The organism is Streptomyces sp. NPDC058697, assembly GCF_042715345.1.
Classification (GTDB): domain Bacteria; phylum Actinomycetota; class Actinomycetes; order Streptomycetales; family Streptomycetaceae; genus Streptomyces; species Streptomyces liliifuscus.
The window spans coordinates 280,256-303,486 of record NZ_JBHXSU010000006.1 but is presented as its reverse complement, the minus strand read 5'-3'; the positions used below and the strand labels follow the sequence as shown (position 1 = coordinate 303,486).

At 70.0% G+C, this 23,231-nt stretch carries 17 protein-coding genes; 11 read left to right on the top strand and 6 right to left on the bottom strand.

Features of this window, described 5'->3' with window-relative positions; genetic code table 11:
• The first annotated feature begins 115 nt into the window (after window positions 1-115).
• The 3 genes from ACFWXQ_RS17280 (at window position 116) to ACFWXQ_RS17270 (ending at window position 4,368) form a co-directional block, all read left to right on the top strand.
• Window positions 116-1,579, top strand: coding sequence for a sodium:solute symporter (locus ACFWXQ_RS17280; protein ID WP_383947100.1), 1,464 nt, complete (start codon window positions 116-118; stop codon window positions 1,577-1,579).
• A 63-nt stretch (window positions 1,580-1,642) separates the two neighbouring features.
• Entirely contained in the window at window positions 1,643-2,644 is a 1,002-nt protein-coding gene (gene speB, locus ACFWXQ_RS17275) for an agmatinase (RefSeq protein ID WP_189837687.1), read from the top strand.
• A complete protein-coding gene (locus ACFWXQ_RS17270) occupies window positions 2,641-4,368 on the top strand; it encodes a thiamine pyrophosphate-binding protein (protein ID WP_383947104.1) in 1,728 nt (575 codons plus the stop codon). Before speB ends, ACFWXQ_RS17270 begins: the two co-directional genes overlap by 4 nt.
• A 124-nt stretch (window positions 4,369-4,492) precedes the next feature.
• Here ACFWXQ_RS17270 and ACFWXQ_RS17265 read toward each other — a convergent pair whose 3' ends face one another.
• The 3 genes from ACFWXQ_RS17265 to ACFWXQ_RS17255 form a co-directional block, all read right to left on the bottom strand.
• Window positions 4,493-5,980: an FG-GAP and VCBS repeat-containing protein gene (locus ACFWXQ_RS17265; protein WP_383954224.1), complete on the bottom strand. Its 1,488-nt coding sequence runs from the start codon at window positions 5,978-5,980 to the stop codon at window positions 4,493-4,495.
• Between the two features lie 176 nt (window positions 5,981-6,156).
• Window positions 6,157-6,960, bottom strand: a complete 804-nt coding sequence (locus tag ACFWXQ_RS17260; RefSeq protein ID WP_383954222.1) for an endonuclease I family protein — start codon at window positions 6,958-6,960, stop codon at window positions 6,157-6,159.
• A 237-nt stretch (window positions 6,961-7,197) separates the two neighbouring features.
• Window positions 7,198-9,549, bottom strand: coding sequence for an ArnT family glycosyltransferase (locus ACFWXQ_RS17255; protein WP_383954220.1), 2,352 nt, complete (start codon window positions 9,547-9,549; stop codon window positions 7,198-7,200).
• A gap of 269 nt (window positions 9,550-9,818) precedes the next feature.
• On the opposite strand from ACFWXQ_RS17255, the gene ACFWXQ_RS17250 reads away from it, so the two are divergent.
• Window positions 9,819-10,580, top strand: coding sequence for a hypothetical protein (locus tag ACFWXQ_RS17250; RefSeq protein WP_383954218.1), 762 nt, complete (start codon window positions 9,819-9,821; stop codon window positions 10,578-10,580).
• Window positions 10,581-10,649: 69 nt separating this feature from the next.
• Here the strand turns inward: ACFWXQ_RS17250 and ACFWXQ_RS17245 are convergent, their stop codons facing one another.
• Together ACFWXQ_RS17245 and ACFWXQ_RS17240 are read right to left on the bottom strand one after the other, a co-directional pair.
• Window positions 10,650-11,123, bottom strand: coding sequence for a hypothetical protein (locus ACFWXQ_RS17245; protein ID WP_383954216.1), 474 nt, complete (start codon window positions 11,121-11,123; stop codon window positions 10,650-10,652).
• 197 nt (window positions 11,124-11,320) lie between these two features.
• Window positions 11,321-12,301 carry a helix-turn-helix domain-containing protein gene (locus ACFWXQ_RS17240; RefSeq protein ID WP_383954214.1) on the bottom strand — a complete coding sequence of 327 codons (981 nt, stop codon included), beginning with the start codon at window positions 12,299-12,301 and terminating at the stop codon, window positions 11,321-11,323.
• A gap of 175 nt (window positions 12,302-12,476) precedes the next feature.
• Here ACFWXQ_RS17240 and ACFWXQ_RS17235 point away from each other — a divergent pair, with 175 nt between their 5' ends.
• From ACFWXQ_RS17235 to ACFWXQ_RS17205, 7 genes are all read left to right on the top strand, one after another.
• Window positions 12,477-13,394: a serine hydrolase gene (locus tag ACFWXQ_RS17235; RefSeq protein WP_383954212.1), complete on the top strand. Its 918-nt coding sequence runs from the start codon at window positions 12,477-12,479 to the stop codon at window positions 13,392-13,394.
• Window positions 13,391-13,990, top strand: a complete 600-nt coding sequence (locus ACFWXQ_RS17230; RefSeq protein WP_383954210.1) for an AAA family ATPase — start codon at window positions 13,391-13,393, stop codon at window positions 13,988-13,990. Before ACFWXQ_RS17235 ends, ACFWXQ_RS17230 begins: the two co-directional genes overlap by 4 nt.
• 258 nt (window positions 13,991-14,248) lie before the next feature.
• Window positions 14,249-15,118, top strand: coding sequence for a calcium-binding protein (locus ACFWXQ_RS17225; protein ID WP_383954208.1), 870 nt, complete (start codon window positions 14,249-14,251; stop codon window positions 15,116-15,118).
• A gap of 437 nt (window positions 15,119-15,555) precedes the next feature.
• On the top strand, window positions 15,556-16,572 hold the full coding sequence (locus ACFWXQ_RS17220; protein WP_383940500.1) for an esterase-like activity of phytase family protein: 1,017 nt from the start codon (window positions 15,556-15,558) through the stop codon (window positions 16,570-16,572).
• A 106-nt stretch (window positions 16,573-16,678) separates the two neighbouring features.
• Window positions 16,679-20,404 carry an ABC transporter ATP-binding protein gene (locus tag ACFWXQ_RS17215; protein ID WP_383940497.1) on the top strand — a complete coding sequence of 1,242 codons (3,726 nt, stop codon included), beginning with the start codon at window positions 16,679-16,681 and terminating at the stop codon, window positions 20,402-20,404.
• 90 nt (window positions 20,405-20,494) lie between these two features.
• Window positions 20,495-20,887: a hypothetical protein gene (locus tag ACFWXQ_RS17210; protein WP_383940512.1), complete on the top strand. Its 393-nt coding sequence runs from the start codon at window positions 20,495-20,497 to the stop codon at window positions 20,885-20,887.
• A gap of 144 nt (window positions 20,888-21,031) precedes the next feature.
• On the top strand, window positions 21,032-22,489 hold the full coding sequence (locus ACFWXQ_RS17205; protein ID WP_383940494.1) for a S28 family serine protease: 1,458 nt from the start codon (window positions 21,032-21,034) through the stop codon (window positions 22,487-22,489).
• A gap of 84 nt (window positions 22,490-22,573) precedes the next feature.
• Here the strand turns inward: ACFWXQ_RS17205 and ACFWXQ_RS17200 are convergent, their stop codons facing one another.
• Window positions 22,574-23,215 (bottom strand): hypothetical protein, encoded by a 642-nt coding sequence (locus tag ACFWXQ_RS17200; protein ID WP_383940491.1) that lies wholly within the window; start codon window positions 23,213-23,215, stop codon window positions 22,574-22,576.
• Window positions 23,216-23,231 lie beyond the last annotated feature (16 nt).

Here is a 23,231-nt window from a genome sequence, read left to right as displayed (position 1 = left end):
AGTCGCCACGCGAAGCCGCCACGCGCCGACGCGAGCGGTCAGTCACCGGCGAACCCCGTCACGCACGCACCCACCCGCACGACACGCCACCGAACGCGCGAAGAGGAGCCCCCCAATGGCCGTCGACTACACAGTGATCGTCGTCTATCTGGTCGGCATGCTGGCCGTGGGCTGGTGGGGCATGCGCCGCGCCAAGTCCAAGAGCGAGTTCCTGGTCGCCGGGCGGCGGCTCGGCCCGACGATGTACTCCGGCACCATGGCCGCGATCGTCCTCGGCGGCGCGTCCACCATCGGCGGCGTCGGACTCGGCTACCAGTACGGGCTCTCCGGTGCCTGGATGGTCTTCACCATCGGCCTCGGGCTGCTGGCCCTGTCGGTCTTCTTCTCGGCCCGGATCGCCCGCCTGAAGGTCTACACCGTCTCCGAGATGCTCGATCTCCGGTACGGCGGCAGAGCCGGTGTCATCTCCGGCGTCGTCATGTGGGCGTACACCCTCATGCTCGCGGTCACGTCGACCATCGCGTACGCCACGATCTTCGACGTCCTCTTCGACATGAACCGCACGGTCGCGATCATCCTGGGCGGCTCGATCGTCGTCGCGTACTCGACGCTCGGCGGCATGTGGTCGATCACCCTCACCGACATGGTGCAGTTCGTCGTCAAGACCATCGGTGTGCTGCTGCTCCTGCTGCCCATCGCGGTCGTCAAGGCCGGCGGGTTCAGCGAGATGAAGGCGCAGCTGCCCACCGAGTACTTCGACCCGCTGGGCATCGGCGGCGAGACGATCTTCACGTACGTACTGATCTACACGTTCGGCATGCTGATCGGGCAGGACATCTGGCAGCGGGTGTTCACGGCGGGCAGCGACAGGACCGCCAAGTGGGGCGGCACGGTCGCGGGCACGTACTGCCTGGTCTACGCGCTCGCCGGGGCCGTCATCGGCACGGCGGCCAAGGTGCTCTACCCGAAGCTGGGCAGCGCGGACGACGCCTTCGCGACCATCGTGAAGGACGAACTGCCCATGGGTGTACGGGGGTTGGTCCTCGCCGCCGCCCTCGCCGCCGTGATGTCCACGTCCTCCGGAGCCCTCATCGCCTGCGCGACCGTCGCCAACAACGACATCTGGTCGCGACTGCGCGGAGCCGTCACGACCGACTCCGGCGAGGAGCGCGACGAGGTCAGGGGCAACCGCGCCTTCATCCTCATCATGGGTGTCGCGGTGATCTGTACGGCGATCGCGCTCAACAACGTCGTCGAGGCCCTGACCGTCGCCTACAACCTGCTCGTCGGCGGACTCCTCGTGCCCATCCTCGGCGGTCTGCTCTGGAAGCGCGGTACCGCCCAGGGCGCCCTCGCCGCCGTCGCGGTCGGCGGGCTCGCGGTGATCGGCCTGATGGCGTCCTACGGCATCCTCGCCAACGAACCCATCTACTACGGGCTCCTCTCCTCCCTGGCCGTCTACGTGATCGTCTCGCTGGCCACCCCCGCCACCGACCCGGCGGTCCTCGCCGCCTGGCGCGAGCGGCTCGCCGGCCGCGGCTCCGAACCCGTGTCCGAATCGGTTCCGGCTCACCAGTAAAGTCGGAGAAGCAGCGCATACGCGATGAAGCGTGTGAACCGTAGGAAAGAAGGCATTACCTCCATGAGCAGTTACGAGACGCCCCGCGGCCCCGTCGACTCGTCCCGCGTGCCGCGGTTCGCGGGCCCCGCGACCTTCGCCAGGCTGCCCCGGCTCGACGAGGTCGGCACCACCGACGTCGCCGTGGTCGGCGTGCCGTTCGACGCGGGCGTCTCGTACCGGCCGGGGGCCCGCTTCGGCGGCAACGCGATCCGCGAGGCGAGCCGGCTCCTGCGCCCGTACAACCCGGCCCAGGACGCCTCGCCCTTCGCCCTCGCCCAGGTCGCGGACGCCGGTGACATCGCCGCGAACCCGTTCAACATCAACGAGGCCGTCGAGACCATCGAGGGCGCCGCCGACGAACTCCTCGGCACCGGCGCCCGGTTGATGACCCTCGGCGGCGACCACACCATCGCGCTGCCGCTGCTGCGCTCGGTCGCCAAGAAGCACGGTCCGGTCGCGCTGCTCCACTTCGACGCGCACCTCGACACCTGGGACACGTACTTCGGCGCGGAGTACACCCACGGCACGCCGTTCCGCCGGGCCGTCGAGGAGGGGATCCTGGACACGGAGGCCCTCTCCCACGTCGGCACGCGCGGCCCGCTCTACGGCCGGCAGGACCTCACCGACGACGAGAAGCTGGGCTTCGGCATCGTCACCTCCGCCGACATCTACCGGCGCGGCGCCGACGAGGTCGCCGACCAGCTGCGGCAGCGCATCGGCGACCGTCCGCTGTACATCTCCATCGACATCGACTGCCTCGACCCGGCCCACGCGCCCGGCACGGGGACGCCGGAGGCGGGCGGCATGACCTCCCGCGAGCTGCTTGAGATCCTGCGCGGCCTCGCCTCCTGCCACCTGGTCTCCGCCGACGTCGTCGAGGTCGCCCCCGCGTACGATCACGCCGAGATCACCTCCGTCGCCGCGTCCCACACGGCGTACGAACTCACCACCATCATGTCCCGCCAGATCGCGCAGGCCCGCGAGAAGAACGCGCAGGCGCCCGAGGAGACCGACGCCAAGTGACCCACGACCACGACCTGGTGCTCCGCCCGACCGCCGCGCAGACGGAGGCCGCACTCGACCCGCCGCCCGGACGCAACGGCGGAGACCTCGTCGTGGAGACCCTCACCGGTCTCGGCGCGACCACCGTCTTCGGCCTGCCCGGCCAGCACGCGCTCGGCATGTTCGACGCGCTGCGCCGCTCGGACCTCGCCTACATCGGCCTGCGGGTCGAGAACAACGCCGGGTTCGCGGCGGACGCGTACGGCCGCATCACCGGCGAGGCCGCCCCGCTGCTCCTGTCGACCGGACCCGGCGCGCTGACCTCGCTGGCCGCGCTCCAGGAGGCGGCCGCCGCGAGCGCCCCCGTCCTCGCCATCAGCAGCCAGATCCCGAGCGCGGGACTCGGCGGCGGACGGCACGGCTATCTGCACGAACTCCCCGACCAGCAGGCCTCGTTCAGGGGCGTCGTGAAGTCCGTCCACACGGTCCGTACGCAGTCGCAGATCCCGTCCGCGATCGCCGAGGCCTGGGAATCGGCGCTGACCGCCCCGCACGGCCCGGTGTGGGTGGAGATCCCGCAGGACGTGCTCCTCGCCGAGACGTCACTGCCCGTCGTCACGGCCGCGGACGCCGCACCCCACGACCTCCCGCCCCGCCCCGAACTGACCGCCGTGGCAGCCCACTTGCTCTCGACGGCGGCCCGCCCCGCGATCATCGCGGGCGGCGGAGTCGTACGGTCCGACGCGTCCGGCAAGCTGCGTCAGCTCGCCGAGCGCCTCAACGCGCCCGTCGTCACCACCTTCGGCGGCAAGGGCGCCTTCCCCTGGAACCACCCGCTCTCCCTCCAGTCCTGGCTGGAGGACCGGCACACCACGGACTTCCTGGAGGATGCCGACGTCCTGCTCGTCGTCGGCTCGGGGCTCGGCGAACTCTCCTCGAACTACTACACGTTCAAGCCCTGCGGCCGGGTCATCCAGATCGAGGCCGACCTCGGCAAACTGGAGTCCAACCACCCGGCCCTCGGCATCCACGCGGACGCCCGCCTCGCCCTGTCGGCGCTTCTCGAAACCCTGCCCGAACGGACTGTGTCCGAGGGGTCCGAGGGGTCCGAGAGGTCCGAGGGAGAGGACGCGACCGCCGCCGACCGCGTACGGACCGTGCTCGACCTCGTCCGCGAGCGCATCGACTCCCAGGAACTCACCCTGGAACAGCGGGTGTTGGCCGCCGTCCGCGAGGCCCTGCCCGACCGGTCGGCCAGCTTCTGGGACATGACGATCCTCGCCTACTGGGCCTGGTCCGCCTTCGACCCCCGCAGGCCCAACACCATGCACTCCGCCCAGGGCGCGGGCGGCCTCGGCTACGCCTTTCCGGCGGCCATCGGCGGCGCGGTGGCCGACCCGACCCACCCGGTCCTCGCGGTCTCCGGCGACGGCGGCGCGCTGTACTCCATCGCCGAACTGGCCACCGCCAGGCAGCACAACCTCGACGTGACCTGGCTCATCGTCGACGACGGCGGCTACGGCATCCTGCGCGAGTACATGACCGACGCCTTCGGCCAGTCCACGGCGACGGAACTCTCCCGCCCCGACTACGTGGCGCTCGCGGAGTCCTTCGGCGTCCCAGGCGTACGGACCACCCCGGACACCCTCGCCGACGACCTCGCCAAGTCCCTTGCCACGCCCGGCCCTTCGGTGGTCGTACTGCCGGCGCTGCTGCGGATGTTCGCGCCGACGCACCTGGACTGAACCGCTCCTGACCCGGACATCCGGCCCGGACATCCGGCCCGGACATCCGGCCCGGACATCCGGCCCGGACATGACGGTGGGGCGGCACGCGGCCGCCCCACCGTCATGTCCGTGGACAGCTCGCTCAGCGCAGGTACTCGCCGAAGTGCGCCGCCGTGGCGGGCGCGCCGAGATCACCGGCGCCGAACGCGAACGACGAGGTGGCGGTGAGGCCGCTCGCTGTGCCCTTCAGCACCCAGACCGCGCCGTTCTGGGCGTTCTCGGCCGTGGAACCGGCCGCGAGGTCGGAGTGACCGTCGCCGTTGAGGTCCAGGAGAGCTGTGCTCACACCGAACTCGTCGCTGTTCTCGGCGACTCCGGGGATACCGGCGGTGTCCTGATGGAAGGTCTTCGTTCCGGCGCCCGTGGCGCCGGAGGCGCTGCCGGGGACCAGGGCGATCGAGCCGGCGTCGTAGATGTCGCCGATGTCCTCGCCCGGGATGCCGAGCGCGATGTCGGCGTAGCCGTCACCCGTGACGTCCGCGACCGAGACCGACGCGCCGATCTCGTCCTCCTCTTCCTCGACTCCGGGGAACCCGGGGCTGTCCTGGTTGAAGGTCTGGACGCGGTCCGAGGACAGGCCGGTGGCCGAACCGAGAGCGACCTTGACGGTGCCGCTGCCCCAGTCGTTGCCGACCACGACGTCGTCGAAGCCGTCGTTGTTGACGTCCCCGACGCCGGTTCCCGTCTTGTTGCCGGCGGCCTCACCGGGGACCCAGCCGCTCTTGAAGCCCGTGCTGCCGCCACCGAGGAGCAGGCGGTTGCCGTAGACGCCGTCGCCCTTGTACTCCCAGACAACGATGTCGTCCTTGCCGTCACCGTTGACGTCACCGGTCTCGGTGGAGGTGTAGGGGCCGCTGATGGAGTCGGCGTCCTCCTCGCAGCCGCCGTTGGTGGCACAGGAGGCGTCGTCGGCGTCGTAGCCCCACCACAGGGACTTGTCCAGGACGGGCAGGACGGCGGTGGGCGTGCCGGTTCGCGAGATCGGGCCCTTCCACACGGCGGCGGCGCTGCTGGGGGCTTCGTCGCCGAAGGAGGACACCTGCTCGAACAGCGCGAGGTCCGTCTTGCCGTCGCCGTCGAAGTCACCGGCGGTGGGAGACTGCCCGTACCCGGCTATCGCCGTGCCGCCGGTGAGGCCGGAGGCGGAGCCCCACATGATGACGGAGCCGGCCTTGCCGCCCGAGATCACCAGGTCGCTGAAGCCGTCGCCGTCGAGGTCGCCCTTCGTGAAGTTGGTCCCGAAGTACTCGTTGGCGACGGCGGAGCCGGGGACGCCGCTGGTGGAGCGGCTGATGAGTTTCTTGTTGGCGGCGGAGACGCCGTTGGCGGAGCCGTATGTGACGGCCACGTAGCCCGCCTTGGTCTTGCTGGAAATCGTGGCGTCCGGGGCCGACACGACCAGGTCGGCGTATCCGTCGCCGTTGAAGTCGTCCTGCGCGTCCGCGGACCCGGTGGCCGCGTGCGCCGAGGCCCCGGTGAGGGCCATGGCGCCGAATCCTCCGGCGAGCAGCACCGCGGCTGCCAGGGGTGCGGTGAGCGCGGTACGAGTTCGGCGGTGTGCTCGGGACATACGTAAGCCTTTCGAGTCGGTCTGTTCTGCACGCGGAAGGCCGCGTTCAGGGAGTTCGACTCGATCGGAGCGCCCCCAGTTGTACGCCCCAATGTCATGGGTTCGTAACCAAGGGGACAGGTGTGGCGCTGAACTCCCTTTCTGTCACAGGGAGTTCAGCGCGGGTCACCGTCGGTCTACCAGATCGCCTCGACCCACTCGGGGTGGTCGATGAACGGGTTCCGGTTGCCCTGGTAGTTCGAGTAGATGAGCTCGTTGCGGCGCTCCTCGAAGGCGCTGGGCGGGTCCTGTACGTTCCACTGCTTCAGGACCGAGAGGCGGCCGTGGTAGGGCACGCTGCCGTTGGAGACCGAGTCGTTGGGCTCCAGGTCGTCCCAGGCGTCGTCGCCCTCGTAACGGACGGCCATGTAGAGGATCATGCGGGCCACATCGCCCTTGACGGCGCTGCGGGGCTCGAAGGAGTTCGAGTCGGTGAGGCTGCCGCCGCTGTTGGTGAAGCTGCTGCCGCCGTTGTCGAAGTCCTTGTTGCCGCGGATGCTGTTGACCTGGACGTCCTCGGGGCGCAGGTGGTGCAGGTCGGTGCCGGGGCCGGCGGAGGTGCCGAAGTCGCCGTGCGACTGGGCCCACGTGTGCTCGCGGTTCCAGTTGCCGGTCGCGCCGCCGTTGAGCGTCTTGCTCCGCGAGATGCCGGAGTACAGCAGGACCACGTTGCTGCTGTTGTTCGGGTCCTGGTCGGTGACCTTGAGCGCGTTCCAGACCGCGGAGTACGAGATCGCGGTCTGGTCGCTGATGATCGAGTGCAGCGAGCTCTTGAGGGCCGTGCCGGTCTTGCCGATCGCGCCCGCGTAGTACGTGTCGTCGTACGCGGTGGTGGTTGCCGCGGCGGGGGTCGCGGCGACCGTCGGGAGCGTGAGGCCGACGAGGACGGCGGAAACGCCTACCGCCAGCGCCTTCCAACTGCCTTTGTGCGCAACGGACATGGGGGTGCCCTTTCCCGGGAACGGCACGCGCCGGGACGCGGGATCCAGCTCAACGGGCCCGCGTTCTACGCGTGTTGACACTTCGGTCAATCGGGAGCGTGACATGGACATGGGGTCGCTCGTGTAACCGGGAGGAGGCGTTTGTGTGACGTTCTCGCATACGACGCAACCCCTGGCCGTTCCCGGTCCAGGGGCTGCGAAGAGCGAGGGTTCTCCCCAATTGGGGGAGGGATTGCCCTAGTTGACGTCCGAGGCGTCCAGGCGGTAGAGCGCCTGGGTGTTCTGGGACGTCTGGGAGCCCGACTCGGTCTCGGAGTTGGACGAGGTGCCGGAGCCGGAGTCCGCGTCGGAGGAATCGGTGCCGCCGTACTCGCTCGCCTTCACCGCCGTCGCGTGCTCCTGCACCCACGCGGTCACCTCGGAGCCGGCGCTGTCGCCGCCGCCCATGCCACCGCCGCCTCCGCCCATGCCGCCGCCGAGCACGATGTAGTGCAGCTCGCCCTTCTTCACGAGCTCCTTCAGCTTGGCGAGGGTCATCGCCTTGTCGCTGCCGGACCAGCCCCACATGGAGATGACGGGCTGCTTCGTGCTGACGATCAGCTGGGCCGCGCTCTGCGAACTGGACACCGCCACCAGCCACTTGGCGCCGTCGCGGTGCTTCTCCAGATACGTGACCATCGCGCTGTCGGCGCCGCCGCCGGGCCCGCCACCCATGCCACCGCCGCCTCCGCCCATGCCGCCGGGCCGTGAGGTGGCGTTGCCGCCCTGCTCGCCCGTGCCGGAGGTGCCGTTCGGCGGGGTGCCGGTCTGGCCGCCGCCCTGTTCCTGGCCGTTCTGCTGCTGACCGTCCTGTTGCTGGCCGCCGCCGGGCTGCTGGCCGCTGGGGGCGCCACTGGGCGGCGTACCCGTCTGGCCGCCGGCCGGTGCCTCGCCACCGGCCTGCTGGTTGCCCTGCTGGTTGCCTTGCTGCTGGCCGCCCGGTGCCTGGCCGCCACCGCCGCCGGGGAAGCCGCCACGGCCGCCACCGCCACCGCCGCCGGGTCCGCCGCCCATGCCGCCACCCGTGCTGGGGCCGGCCGTCGGGTTCGTACCGCTCATGCCGCCGCCCGAACTCGCGGTCACCGAGGCCGCGTACGCGGTCGGTCCGGCGAGGGAGGCGGCGACGGCTGCGGTCAGGGCGACGGCGAGCAGCCGTACGCGCCGGCCCGACCGGAAGAGGAAGAGCCCGACGATCGCCAGGACCATCACCGCGGCGATCGTCGGCCACAGCCAGGAGTTCCAGCCGGAGGCCCGGCGCAGCAGCACCACGGCCCAGATGCCGGTCGCGGCGAACGCGACGGGCAGGACCCACAGCCACTTCTTGTCGGTCCGGAAGGCGTGCAGGAGCATCAGCCCGCCGCCTCCGCACAGCGCCGCGATACCGGGGGCCAGGGCGGTCGTGTAGTAGGGGTGCATCGTGCCTTCGGCGAGGCTGAAGGTGACGTAGTGCAGGGCGGTCCAGCCGCCCCACATCACCAGCGCGGCCCGCGTCAGGTCCGTACGGGGAGCGCGGCCGCGCAGGACGAGACCGCCGACGAGTGCGATGGCGGAGAAGGGGAGCAGCCAGGAAATCTGGCCGCCGAGCACCTCGTTGAACATCCGGCCGATCCCGGCGGTCCCGGAGAAGCCTCCTCCGCCACCGCCTCCGCCGTTGCCCTCGCCGCCGAAGACGCGGCCCAAGCCGTTGTAGCCCATGATCAGGTTCCAGGCGGTGCCGTCCGTCGAGCCGCCGATGTACGGCCGGTCGGAGGCGGGCACCAGTGACACGGCCGCCGCCCACCAGAAGCTGGAGACGGCGAGGGCGACCGCGGCGATCGCGAGGTTGCGCACCCGGCGCAGCAGGCCGCCCTGAGCGGCGTACAGGTAGACCGCGAAGACGGCGGGCAGGGCGATGTAGCCCTGGAGCATCTTGGTGTTGAAGGTGAGGCCGAAGCAGACGGCCGAGCCGACGAGCGGCAGCAGCCTGCCGTTGTGGACGGCGCGCAGGGCCAGCGCGGCGCCCGCGACCATGAGGAAGACGAGCAGGGTGTCCGGGTTGTTGTCGCGGTTGATGGCGACGGTGATCGGGGTGAGGGCGAGGACGAGCGCGGCGACGGCCGCGGCGCCGTGGCCCCAGACCCGCTTGACCGACGCGTGCAGGATCCAGATCGTGCCGAGGGCGGAGGCGACCAGCGGCAGCATCATCTGCCAGGTGCCGTACCCGAAGATCCGGCAGGACAGCCCCATCACCATCAGGACGAAGGGGGGCTTGTCGACGGTCATGAAGTTCCCGGCGTCCAAGGACCCGAAGAACCACGCCTTCCAGCTCTGCGTACCGCTGAACACGGCGGCGCTGTAGAAGCTGTTCAGGCTGGACGAGGAGAAGTTCCAGGAGTACAGCACCCCGGCCAGAACCATGATCGCGACCAGCGCGGGAAGCGACCAGCGGGGTGGCTTCCCGGGCCGCGCGCCGGTCTCGGCGGGAGGCGGGGAGGAGGCGGCCCGGTCTGCCGCGGGGGCGGCCTGGGCGGCCTCGGGGGCGTGGGGGTACGGATCGGTGGCAGATGTCACGCGTGCATCGTGCGAAAGCGGTGTGGGCGAGGGCTGTGGTGAACCTGGGACTCGGCTGTGAGTGGGGGAAGGGAGGTCCCATGGAAGCGTATGAACACGTAAAGGGCCGGATGGTGACAGCAGGCGCTGATCGGCAACAGGGCCGGACGGTCACAGAGGGCGCCGCCCTGTAACAGTTACCGGCGGTTCATACCGGGTGTGCAACAGGAGTGGCTGCCGATGAACGGGCTTGCCGCGTATGGCGTTTGACGTGTTGAGATCAACAAGTGATGACGCCGAAAGGGCACCCCGACATGTCGCTCAGCCGCACCCGCTCCCGCACGCTCGCCGCCGTCGGTTTCCTGGCCGCCACGGGTCTGTTCCTCACCGCGTGCGGCCCCGAGGACTCCGCCGGCGCGGATTCCCCCTCGCCTGCCGGTGCCTCGGCCTCTCCCGATTCCTCGGCTCCCGCCGCTTCCGGTACTCCCGCGGCTTCCGGTGGCGCCGACGCCTCCGAGCCGCCGGCCGGTTCGGACGGTACGTTCTCCGGCACGTTGACGTTCCTGGCGCCGGGCAAGCTGCTCGTCGGGGAGCGTGCCTTCTGGGTTGCGGAGGACACGGTCATCCAGGGCGCCGGGATCTGCGGTGACCCCGAGACGGCGGGCGCGGAGAACTGCACCGCCGACCAGCTGGACGACACGGCGAAGGCCGGGAACACCAAGGCCGAGGTGTCGATCGAGAAGGGCATAGCGACCAAGGTCTTCGCCGCGGAGGGCGGGGGCGGCGACTCCTCGGAGAAGCCGGCCGGTGCGGACGGTACATTCACCGGCAAGCTGACCTTCCTGGCGCCGGGCAAGCTGCTCGTCGGCGAGCGTGCCTTCTGGGTCGCCGAGGACACGGAGATCACGGGCGGCGACATCTGCGGTGACCCCGAGACCGCAGGGGCGGAGAAGTGCACCGCCGATGACCTGGACGCCGCCGCCGAGGCCGGCAACCTGACGGTGGAGGTGACGATCACGAAGGGGATCGCCGAGCAGGTCACCCAGAAGTAGCCGCGGCTGTCGCACGAACATCGAGGGGAACCGGCAGCCCTTCGCCAGGGCCGCCGGCGCCGACTCGCGTCAGATGCAGGGGTCGAGGTAGTAGATCGGGTCCCAGGGAATGGACACTGAACGGTTGTTCGGCTCGATGAGTGTGTAGGGCGAATGATCCTGGTACATCACGCTGGCCACCGAACCGTATTGGTTGTTGGTGACCGCACCCCTGTCATGGAAGTAGTAGAGGGAGCGTGAGGTGCAGTAGTAGAGGATGAAGACGGTGTGCTGACCGTCGCCCTCACCGGCGGCGACGCACAGGTACCCGCGCGGGCAGTGGTTGAGGTGGTAGTTCCGCGTGTCCGTGCTCACGTCGTGGAACGCGTACTCCCTGGGCCCACCGTTCCTGCCGTCCGGCCAGTACTGACTCAGCTCGGGCCAGCGCCGGCTCTCGGCCGCTCCCGCCGGCGGAGCGCTTATCGAGAGCGCCGAAAGCAGGACCATGAACGCGGCGACGGCGGCCAGAAGTCCCTTTCGTGACACACGTGGTGCGCTTGTCATCTGGGCATTTACCTTCCTGTCTCGTGTACTTGACCGTGCGGACGGCTGGATCAGTGCCTTGGGATTCGGACGTCCCGCACCGGTTCGAGCAGGCATGGTGTGCATGCGTACACCCCCGTACTCCGCCCGTGTTGCCCGTATGGAAGGAGGATGCGCTCCGCACCAGGGTCTGTCGTTACGGAGGCGTGCACAGCTCTTCAGTCAGCGCGCACTGCTGTGCTGTGACGGCGGAACTCGCGTGGCGCGAGGCCGTAGGCGTTACGGAACGTCTGGCTGAAGTGGGCGGGGCTGGTGAAACCCCAGTGGGCGGCGATCGCGTGGATCGGGCGGTCGGCCAGCCGGGGGTCGGCGAGGTCGCGCCGGCACTGCTCCAGGCGTCGTGCGCGGATGTGGCCGGCGACCGCGTCCCCCTCCCGCTGGAACAGTTCGTGCAGGTAGCGCAGGGAGATGTGGTGGGCCGCGGCGATCGCAGCCGGGGTCAGATCCGGGTTGCCGAGGTTGTCCCGGATGAAGGCGTGGATCCGCGCCATGAGCGCACGCTGCCGGGTGGGAGGCGGCACCACCTTCTCGACGTCCAGAGCGTGGGCGAACGCGGCGGTGAGCACGTCGAGGGTGAGGGTGGCCAGCCGCGCGGTGTCGGACGGGCTGAACTCGTGCATCTGCCGGGCCAGTTGCAGCAGGAAGGCCGAGGACAGCGCACCGATGCCCCGGGCGCCCGGGATGCGGACCGCGCACAGATGCCGCAGTTCCCGGGCGGGCAACGGCAGCGACGAACGCGGGAACCGCAGGACCAGCACCTGCCCCGTCGGGCCGCTCGGTACCAGCCGGGTCAGATAGGGATGTGAGCTGTCACGCAGGACCAGATCGCCGGCACGCAGAACCGCACGCCGGTCGTCCTGCTCCCCGACCACACGACCGCGCACGGCGCAGGTCACGAGGAACGATTCCGGATCGGCCTGGCGGACCAGCCTGGGTGTGCGATGGATCGAATGCGGCGTCGCGGTGAGCAGAGTCGCCTGCACGGGACCGATCCCGTTGAAACCGGCCTGCGCGCGGAACGCGCCCTCCCCTTGAGGTTCGCAGCGTATGTCGAGAGGCACCCACATCTTCGAGCTCATCTCGCGCCAGAAGGCGAATCGCTCTGCCACCGGCACCTCGGCCGTGCTGACCACCTCCATGACCTCAGTGTTGCCGTGGCGGGCCCGGAGCAGCACCTCCGAACAAGCCGAACACCACTTGTCACCCCAACTCCCTTCCGGAAACACCCGTACAACCCCCGGCCACTCCGATGAGTCGAGAGAGGCGAGTGCGCCGAGGCGTGCTCGTTCGTACCCAACGGGATGGAAGTACTCGATGACTCACCGGATATCCCGGCGTACCCGTGTGTTCTGTGCGGGCCTCGGTGCCGGGGTCCTAGTGCCGCTCACCGTGGCCGTGACACCCGCGACCGCTGCCGCGACACCGCAGGCGACCTGTACGTCGAACCAGTCGGCCCTGGCGACCAAGCTGCAGAAGGACATCAACACGGCCCTCGCGAACCGCAGCGGCACCGTGGCCGTCGGCCTCCACGACCGGAGCACCAACACCACCTGCACGCTGAGACCGACGCAGGCCTACGACTCGGCCAGCGTCGTCAAGGTGACCGTCCTCGCCGCGCTTCTCTGGGACGCCAAGAAGACCAACCGCTACCTCACCCAGCGGGAGTCCGATCTGGCCACCGCCATGATCACCAAGTCGGACAACGCGGCCACCACCAAGCTCTGGAACCAGCTGGGCATCACGAAGGTAAAGGGCTTCCTCACGGCGGCCGGCATGACCCGGACCAAGCCGGGGGCGAACGGCTACTGGGGCCTCACCCAGATCACGGTCCAGGACGAGCAGAAGCTCCTCGCGCTGCTCACCGCCAGGAACGCGGTGCTGAGCGACAACTCCCGGGCCTACGTACTCAAACTCATGGGCAAGGTCATTTCCTCGCAGCGCTGGGGCACACCGGCGGGAGCCCCCTCCTCCGTCGCCGTGCATGTGAAGAACGGCTGGCTGTCCCGCTCCACGCACGGCTGGCGGGTCCACAGCGTGGGCACCTTCAAGGGCTCAGGACACGACTACACGATCTCGGTCCTGACCCACGGCAACAGCACCATGAACTACGGCGTGACGACGATCCAGGCCGTGGCCAGAGCCATCCACAAGGACCTCGTGCCGACCAGAGCGCAGCGGTACACGCCCACGACCGACCCGCAGGAGGCCTTCCCGGCGGTGCCCGCTTCATGATCATCTGGCTCAACGGCGCCTTCGGCGTCGGCAAGACCACGACCGCCCGGCAACTCACCACCCTCCTCCCGGACTCCAGGCTCCTGGACACCGAGCAGGTGGGCTACATGCTCCGGCACGTCCTGGGGAGGCCGGCCCGCGACTTCCAGGAATTCCCGCCGTGGCGCGGGCTGGTTGTGGAGACCGCGCGTCAGGTGCTCGACCATGTGGGCGGCACGCTGGTCGTCCCGCAGACCGTGCTGGAGAAGCCGTACTGGCGTGAGATCCGAACCGGACTGGTCCAAGCGGGCATCCCCTTACGCCACTTCGTCCTCCACGCCGACCACAACACGCTCGTCGAACGCATCCAGAACGACACGGACCCGGAGAGCATCGGTGCCCGCGGGTGGCGCCTGGACCATCTCCACGACTACGACGAGGCACTGCTCTGGCTGCGCGGGGAGGCCGAGTTGATCGACACCACCGGCATCCCGCCGGCCGCGGTCGCGAAACTCGTCATGACGACGGTCCGGCGTCAGGGTGCCTCCACGATGAGGGAGAACGTTCACCCGGGCTTTCGCGGAAGCTCACCAAGGAGTGCTAGCAACCCCCGCTGACCTGCGGAGTTCGGAGAAAAAGAAGCGATTTCCGGGGGCAACCCTCGCCCCCGGTCCGCTGTCTGAATGGGTGATCGGAAAACAACACCCGCCACACCCGTCACAGACCGCACGGACAGTACGGACCACACAGGCCGCACCGGCCGTCCGATCGCCGATCGCGGCGAGGGCGCCCACGACTTCACCGGCGCCTCGTCGTCGACAACGACTCCGACTCCGACTCCGTTCAGCACACACTCCACGAAGGGTCTCTTTCGCATGCGCGTTTTACGAAGCATCGCAGCCACCTCCACCGCCGTCCTGGCCCTGGGAGGAGCCGTACTCGCCGCGCCCGCCGCCCAGGCGGACACCACGGCCGCGGCGGCCGCGACGACCACGGCAACCGTCGAGCGCTATGACGGCGCGATCTGGTACCGGGCCGCCGCCGGACAGGTGAACGACCTGCGGATCTCCACCAAGGTGATCGACGTCGACCCGAACGAGTTCGGTGGCGACTACCTCGTCACCTTCCGGGACAAGTTCGAGATCACCATCACCACGGACGCGTGCACGTACCCCTCGGCGACCGACCACACCGTCGTCGAGTGCGTGGAGCCCGAGCCCCTGGGGTCCGACGACTCGGACATCTACGACGTCGAGCTCGGTGACGGCAACGACACCGTGACGGTCGGCGACGACGTCTACACGCAGGGCACCCTCTACGGCGGCCCGGGCAACGATGTCATCCTGGGCAAGGGGGCGAACAACCTCAATGGCGGTGACGGCGACGACCGCCTCGAAGGCGTCGACGGTGTCTGGGTCAGGGGTTCCTCCGGTGAAGCCGGCAACGACACCATCCTCACCGGCTGCGCGTACCACTGCAGCGGCGGCGCCGGGAACGACATCCTCACGGTGACCGGCGAGGACGACCTCGGCTACACCACCCTGTACGGCGACGACGGCAACGACATCGTGCGCGGCACCTCCGGCAACGACTACCTCTACGGCGGCAGGGGCAACGACACGCTGTACGGCCTGGCGGGCAACGACACGATCTTCGGCAACACCGGCGACGACATCATCTACGGCGGCCAGGGCAACGACACGCTCTCCGGCGGCGCGGGCAACAACAAGGTCTACCAGGACTGAGTCCCGGTGCCTGGTCGGAGTCGCGTGAGCACCGACACCCACGCGACTCCGACCCTCGCTCCCGAGCCCTCTCCCTTGGCCCCCGGCTCCCGGCCCTGGCCCCCGGTCCCCGGCCTCGGTCCCCGGTCCCCGGCCCTCGGCCCCCACCCTCGGTCCCCGGTCCCCGGCGCTGGCCCTGGCTCCCGGCCCCGGCCTCCGTCACCGGTTCCCGGTTCCCGGGCCCCGGCCCCGGCCCCGATCCCCGGCCTCGGCCTCGGTTCCCGGTTCCCGGTCCCGACCCCCGGCCCTCGACCCTGGCCCCCGGGCCTCGGTCCCGGCTCCCGACCCCCGGCTCCCGATTCCAACCCCCCTCGACCCCGCCCCCTGGAAAGCTCCGACTCCCTGGAATTAACGGCCAGTACCCTCCCCCTCAACCCGCCTCCGCCTACCGTGACGCCATGCGCCTGAGACCACTTCTTGCCACTGTCACGGCTGCCATGGCGGCAGCCGCCTGCCTTACTGCGGCAGCGCCTGCCAATGCCCAGCGCGGCAATGCCTGTTCGCCCTCCGTCTCCATTGAGAGCTTCTCCGACGGGCTCGACAAGACGACGTACGAGGGCACGTTCGTCGGGAACTTCTCCGCGCTCGCGGTGGACCGCGACGGAAGGATCGCCGCGGTCTCCGACCGGTCCGCGCTCTTCACGCTGGACCGCAAGACGCTGCGGCCCGCCTCCGTCGTGCCGCTCGCCGACGAGAGTGGTGCCGCGCTCGACTCCGAGGGCCTGGCCGTGGACCGCGACGGCACCCGGCTGATCTCCTCCGAGACCGAGCCCTCCATACGCCGGTACGCCCGCGACGGCCGCATCCTCGACCGCCTCCCCGTACCGGACGCCCTCAAGGTCGCCCCCGCGGGCCGCGCGACCACGAACCAGACCTTCGAAGGGCTCACCTTCCTCCCCGGCCGCCGCACCCTGCTGGCAGGGATGGAGGGCTCCCTCGCGGGGGACACCACGGGCATCGTCCGGTTCCAGACCTGGGAGCGTCAGCGGGGCCACTTCGCCCTCGACGCCCAGTACGGCTACCGCACCGACACCGGTCTGAACGTCTCCGAGACCACGGCCACCCCCGACGGCCGCCTCCTCGTCCTGGAACGCGGCTTCACCGCGGGCGTCGGCAACACGATCCGGCTCTACCTCGCCGACCTGCGCCGCGCCACGGACACGTCCGGCATCGACACCCTGACCGGCCAGAGCGGCGTACGCCTCGCCCGTAAGACCCTGCTCGCCGACCTCGTGAACTGTCCTTCACTCGGCGCCCAGGCCAAGCAGCCGCAGCCCAACCCGCTCCTCGACAACATCGAGGGCCTCGCCGTCACGGGCGGCGGCCACGGCCGTCTGAACCTGCTCCTGGTCAGCGACGACAACCAGAACCCGGTCCAGATCACCCGCTTCTACTCCCTCCGGGTCCGCCTCTGACCGCTGCCCGAACATGGGCCCGATTGTTGCGGAGGGATGAAATCCCCTTCCGTCCGCGTTGGTGCCTTCCGGACGAACGGATCGACCGGACGGATGGAAGGCACTCGTGGCAACGCAGCGGGGATGGGCACGACGGCTGGCCGGGTACGCCTGGCGGTACCCGAAGGACGTCGTGCTCGCGCTGGGCGCCTCGCTCGTCGGCATGGCCGTCATGGCCCTGGTCCCGCTGGTCACCAAGGTGATCATCGACGACGTCGTCGGGGACCACACCCGGGGCATGGCCCCCTGGGCCGCCATGCTCATCGGCGCCGGAGTCGTCGTCTACGTCCTCACCTACATCCGCCGCTACTACGGCGGCCGCCTCGCGCTCGACGTCCAGCACGACCTGCGCACGGACATGTACGGGACGATCACCCACCTCGACGGCCGGCGCCAGGACGAGCTGTCCACCGGCCAGGTCGTGGGCCGCGCGACCAGCGACCTCCAGCTCATCCAGGGCCTGCTCTTCATGCTCCCGATGACCGTCGGGAACGTACTGCTCTTCCTGATCTCCCTCGTGATCATGGCCTGGCTGTCGCTGCCGCTCACCCTGGTCGCCCTCGCCGTCGCCCCGGCCCTGTGGGTCATCGCCAAGCGCAGCCGCTCCAGGCTCCACCCCGCCACCTGGTACGCCCAGGCACAAGCCGCCGCCGTGGCCGGTGTCGTGGACGGCGCGGTCAGTGGCGTACGCGTGGTCAAGGGCTTCGGCCAGGAGGACCAGGAGACCGGCAAGCTCCGCGAGATCGGCCGCAAGCTCTTCGCGGGCCGGCTGCGCACGATCCGGCTGAACTCCAAGTACACCCCGGCCCTCCAGGCGGTCCCGGCCCTCGGCCAGGTGGCCATGCTGGCCCTGGGCGGCTGGCTGGCGGTCAAGGGCCAGATCACCCTCGGCACCTTCGTGGCGTTCTCCGCCTACCTGGCCCAGCTCGTCGGACCCGTCCGCATGCTCGCGATGGTCCTCACGGTCGGCCAGCAGGCCCGCGCCGGCGCCGAACGCGTCCTGGAGCTGATCGACACCCAGCCGTCGATCAAGGACGGCACGAAACCGCTGCCCGCCTCCGCCCCCGCGACCGTCGAGTTCGACGACGTGTCGTTCGCCTACGAGGACAGCCGCCCGGTCCTGGACGGCCTCTCGTTCGAGATCCACGCGGGCGAGACCCTCGCGGTCGTCGGCTCCTCGGGCTCCGGCAAGTCCACGGTCTCCCTCCTGCTGCCCCGCTTCTACGACGTGACCAGGGGCGCGGTCCTCATCGGCGGCCACGACGTGCGCGAGCTGACCGTCGACTCGCTGCGGGCCGCGATCGGCCTCGTCCCCGAGGACTCCTTCCTCTTCTCCGACACCGTCCGCGCCAACATCGCGTACGGCCGCCCCGAGGCCACCCAGGAGGAGATCGAGCAGGCGGCCCGGGCCGCCCAGGCGGACCGCTTCATCGCCGCCCTGCCCGAGGGCTACGACACCAAGGTCGGCGAGCACGGCCTCACTCTCTCCGGCGGCCAGCGCCAGCGCGTCGCCCTGGCCCGGGCGATCCTCACCGACCCCCGCCTGCTGGTCCTGGACGACGCCACCTCGGCCGTGGACGCCCGCGTGGAGCACGAGATCCACGAGGCCCTCAAACAGGTCATGGAAGGCCGCACCACACTCCTGATCGCCCACCGCCGCTCCACCCTGAACCTCGCCGACCGCATCGCGGTCCTCGACGGCGGCCGCCTCGCCGACATCGGCACCCACAAGGAACTGACCGAGCGCTCACCGCTCTACCGGCGCCTGCTCACCGACCCGGACGAGCTGGGCGGCGTCTCACCGGGTCACGCCCGGCCGGCCTGTCCGCAGGAGGACACCTCCGTACGGGACGAGCTGGACGCCGAGTTCGACGCCGAGCGGGGCGTCACCCCACACCTGTGGACGGGCGACCGCGAGCCCAAGGACACCGCCCTCGACGGATCGCCCGCGACCCCCGAACTCCTCGCCCAGGTCGACGCGTTGCCCCCGGCCACCGACATTCCGGAGATCGACGAGGCACGCGCGGTCACACCGGAGGAGTCGTACGGCCTGAGGCGGCTGCTGCGGGGCTTCGGGCTTCCGCTGCTCGTCAGCCTCGGCCTGGTCGCCGTGGACGCGGGCATGGGCCTGCTCCTGCCGGTCCTGATCCGGCACGGCATCGACCAGGGCGTCTCCGAGGTCGCCCTCGGTGCCGTCTGGGCCGCGTCCGCGCTCGCCCTGGTGTCCGTCGTCGTCCAGTGGGTGGCGCAGACCGGCGAGATCCGCATGACCGGGCGCACCGGCGAACGCGTCCTGTACTCACTGCGCCTGAAGATCTTCGCCCAGCTCCAGCGCCTCGGACTCGACTACTACGAACGCGAGTTGACCGGCCGGATCATGACCCGGATGACGACTGACGTGGACGCGCTGTCCACGTTCCTGCAGACGGGCCTGGTCACCGCGTTCGTCTCGGTCGTCACCTTCTTCGGCATCATGGTCGCCCTGCTGGTGATCGACGTCGGCCTCGCGGTGGTCGTCTTCCTGACCCTGCCGCCGCTGATCATCGGCACGTTCTTCTTCCGCCGCTCCAGCGTGAAGGCGTACGAACTCGCCCGTGAGCGCGTCTCCGTGGTGAACGCGGACCTCCAGGAGTCGGTGTCCGGGCTGCGGATCCTCCAGGCGTTCCGCCGCGAGGGAGTGGGCGGCAAGAGGTTCGCGGAGCGCAGCGACAGCTACCGCCAGGCCCGTATCCGCGGCCAGTGGCTCATCTCGATCTACTTCCCGTTCGTGCAGCTGCTGTCGTCGGTGGCGGCGGCAGCGGTACTGATCGTGGGCGCGGGCCGGGTCGACGCGGGCACCCTCACCACGGGTGCGCTGGTGGCGTACCTCCTCTACATCGACCTGTTCTTCGCCCCCGTGCAGCAGCTCTCGCAGGTCTTCGACGGCTACCAGCAGGCGACCGTCTCGCTCGGCCGGATCCAGGAGCTGCTCCAGGAACCGACATCGACGAAGGCCGCCGACGAGCCGCTCGAAGTCCTGTCCCTGCGGGGCGAGATCGCCTTCGAGGACGTGGACTTCGCGTACGGCGACGACGAGGAGGCCCTGAGCGGGGTCAAGCTCAGCATCCCCGCCGGCCAGACCGTGGCCTTCGTCGGCGAGACCGGCGCGGGCAAGTCGACCCTCGTCAAGCTCGTGGCCCGCTTCTACGACCCGACCGGCGGCCGGGTCACCGTCGACGGCACCGATCTGCGCTCCCTCGACATCACCTCGTACCGCCACCGTCTGGGCGTCGTCCCGCAGGAGGCGTACCTCTTCCTGGGCACGGTCCGGGACGCCATCGCCTACGGGCGTCCGGACGCGACCGATGCCGAGGTGGAGGCGGCGGCCCGTACGGTCGGCGCGCACGACATGATCGCCACGCTGGACGGCGGCTACCTCCACGAGGTCGCCGAGCGCGGCCGCAACCTCTCCGCCGGGCAGCGGCAGCTGATCGCGCTGGCCCGCGCGGAACTCGTCGACCCGGACATCCTGCTCCTCGACGAGGCCACCGCCGCCCTCGACCTGGCCACCGAGGCCCAGGTCAACCAGGCCACCGACCGCATCGCGGGCCGCCGCACCACACTGGTGGTCGCCCACCGGCTGACCACCGCCGCCCGCGCGGACCGGGTCGTGGTGATGGCCGACGGCCGGGTCGCGGAGGACGGCACGCACGACGAACTGCTCGCCCGCGGCGGCCGGTACGCGGAGCTGTGGCGGACGTTCGTGGGGGAGCCCGACCAGGACACGGCCGCGACCGTCGGTACGCCGACCTGACCCGGTAGCCCCTTCCGCGCAACCATTCGCCGTACGTCATGCGTCCGTACATCAGTACGCCGATTGCTGCGGGCCGTGGAAGGGACACCAGTGGACATGGGCGTGATACGCCGCCGTCTGGCGCTGGGCACCGCCCTGGTGACCGCCTCGGGGCTGCTGGCGCTCGCGGGCCCCGGGGTGGGTGAGGCGTCGGCGGCGAGCCCGTGCTCGGGGCGGAAGGTGCGCACGGTGCCCTTCTCCACCGGGTACGTGCAGGTCTACAAGAAGCGCGGCTACGTCTGCGCGGTGACCCGTCCCAACAAGGTGGGCGCCCGCAAGTACATGATGGTGAGCGTGCGGGCGCGGGGGAACCAGGCGGTCCCCAACGAAGGAATGTTCAAGAAGTACGCGGGCCCGGTGAAGGTGCACGCCGGCAACCGCTGCGTGTGGATCAAGGGCGCCGTCGGCTCGGGCTCGGTGAGCACGGGCTGGATCCTCTGCTGACTGGATTCTCTGCTGAACGGACACTCCCGGCCGAGTTGTGCGATCTTCGTGCCATCCTGTCCGTAATGCACCCAACATCCCCTGGTGCGACAGCAGTTGCTCCGCTAGGTTCCGGCGGACATCTGCGTATTCAGGGGAGAACGCATGCGCAAAACGCTCAGATGGCTGTTGTCTCTCGTGGTGCTGATAGGCACCGTGAGCACGGCCGGGGCGGCCACCGCCGCCCAGCCGGACGCCACCGGCACGAATGTCGTCACGGACGACGCGGCGGACATCAAGGACCGGCTCCTCGCGATACCGGGCATGAGCCTGATCGAGGAGAAGCCCTACACCGGCTACCGCTACTTCGTCCTCAACTACACCCAGCCCGTCGACCACCGGAAGCCGTCCAAGGGCACCTTCCAGCAGCGGATCACCGTGCTGCACAAGGACACGGCCCGCCCGACGGTCTTCTTCACCGGCGGCTACAACGTCTCCACGACCCCGCGCCGCAGCGAGCCGGCCCAGATCGTGGACGGCAACCAGATCTCGATGGAGTACCGCTTCTTCACTCCGTCCCGGCCCGCGCCGGCCGACTGGAGCAAGCTGGACATCTGGCAGGCCGCCAGCGACCAGCACCGCATCTTCAAGGCCCTCAAGCCGGTCTACGACAAGAAGTGGATCTCCACCGGCGGCTCGAAGGGCGGCATGACCGCCACCTACTTCGAGCGCTTCTACCCGCGTGACATGGACGGCGTCGTCGCGTACGTCGCCCCCAACGACGTGGTGAACAAGGAGGACTCGGCCTACGACCGGTTCTTCGCGAAGGTCGGCACCAAGGAGTGCCGCACCCGGCTGAACGCGGTGCAGCGCGAGGCACTCGTCCGCCGCACGTCGCTGGAGAAGAAGTACAAGGAGGTGGCCGCCGCCGAGGGCTACACCTTCAACACCATCGGCAGCCTGGACAAGGCGTTCGAGGCCGTCGTCCTCGACTACGTCTGGGGCTTCTGGCAGTACGCGCAGGCGGCCGACTGCACCGAGGACGAGCTGATCCCGCCGAACGCCAAGACCGCGACCGACGACCAGATCTGGAACTCGATCGACACGATCTCCGGCTTCTCGTTCTACACGGACCAGGGCCTGGACCCGTACACGCCGTACTTCTACCAGGCGGGTACGCAGCTCGGCGCGCCGACCATCGTCTTCCCGCACATCGAGAAGAAGTACATCCGCTACGGCTACCTGCCGCCGCGGAACTTCGTGCCGCGCGACATCTCCATGAAGTTCCAGCCCGGCGCCATGCACGACGTCGACGCGTGGGTGAAGCGCAACGCGAACCAGATGCTGTTCGTGTACGGCCAGAACGACCCGTGGGGTGCCGAGCCGTTCCGCGTCGGCAAGGGCGCGCGTGACTCGTACGTCTTCACGGCCCCCGGCATGAACCACGGCGCCAACGTCGCGGGCCTCGTCCCCGACCAGAAGGCGCTCGCCACGGCCCGGATCCTTCAGTGGGCGGGCGTCGCCCCCGCCGCCGTCCAGGCGGACCCGGACAAGGCGAAGCCGCTGGCCAAGTACGACTCGAAGCTCGACAAGCGCACGGTGGAGCGCCAGCTCAGGCCGTAACCGGCCGAAGCGGCAATAGCCTTGCCGCGCCCGTCCGGTGGAGTCCTCGGGGAAATCCCGGGGCTGCACCGGACGGGCCCGGGGCTACACCGGGCGGGCGCAGCCCACCGGCTTCGGCCCGCCCAGCTGGACGTACAACGCCGTCGAGGCAGGGCAGCCGGTGCGCTTCTCCACCGCCGCGGTCACCTTGAACTCCGGCGCCTTCTTGCCCGTGCTGTCGCACGACGTCTCACGGACCTCGCCCGCACCCGCGCTGTAGACACAGTCGCCCACGATGGTGCGGGGACCTCCGCCGCCGCCCGGGTCGCCCGGATGCGGGGCCTCCAGATTGCGCATACAGGCGTAGCCCTGCGGAACCGCGCCGTCGCCGTCCTCGTCGGCCGAGGGCTTCTGCTCGCTGATGTGCAGCACGAAGTCCGTGGTGGCGGGGCAGGACGGCCCCTCGCCGACCTTCCCGTCGTGCCGCGCGACCACCCGTGCCGCCGCCTTCTCACTGGTGCACGGCACCTCGGTGAACGACTCGCGCCCGAACGAACTGCACTCGTCGATCGCGAGGAACACCACCCCGTACCCCGAGGCCCGCGTCGGAGCCGGAGTCGCCTCGTCCAGCCTGCGCTCCTCGGTCCCGGACGACTGCTGGCACCCCGTGAGCACCGCCGCCACCAGCATCAGCAGCGCGCACACCATCCCCGTACGACGTGCTCCCACGCCCCGTCCATCGCGCATGGCACTCCCCCCGATC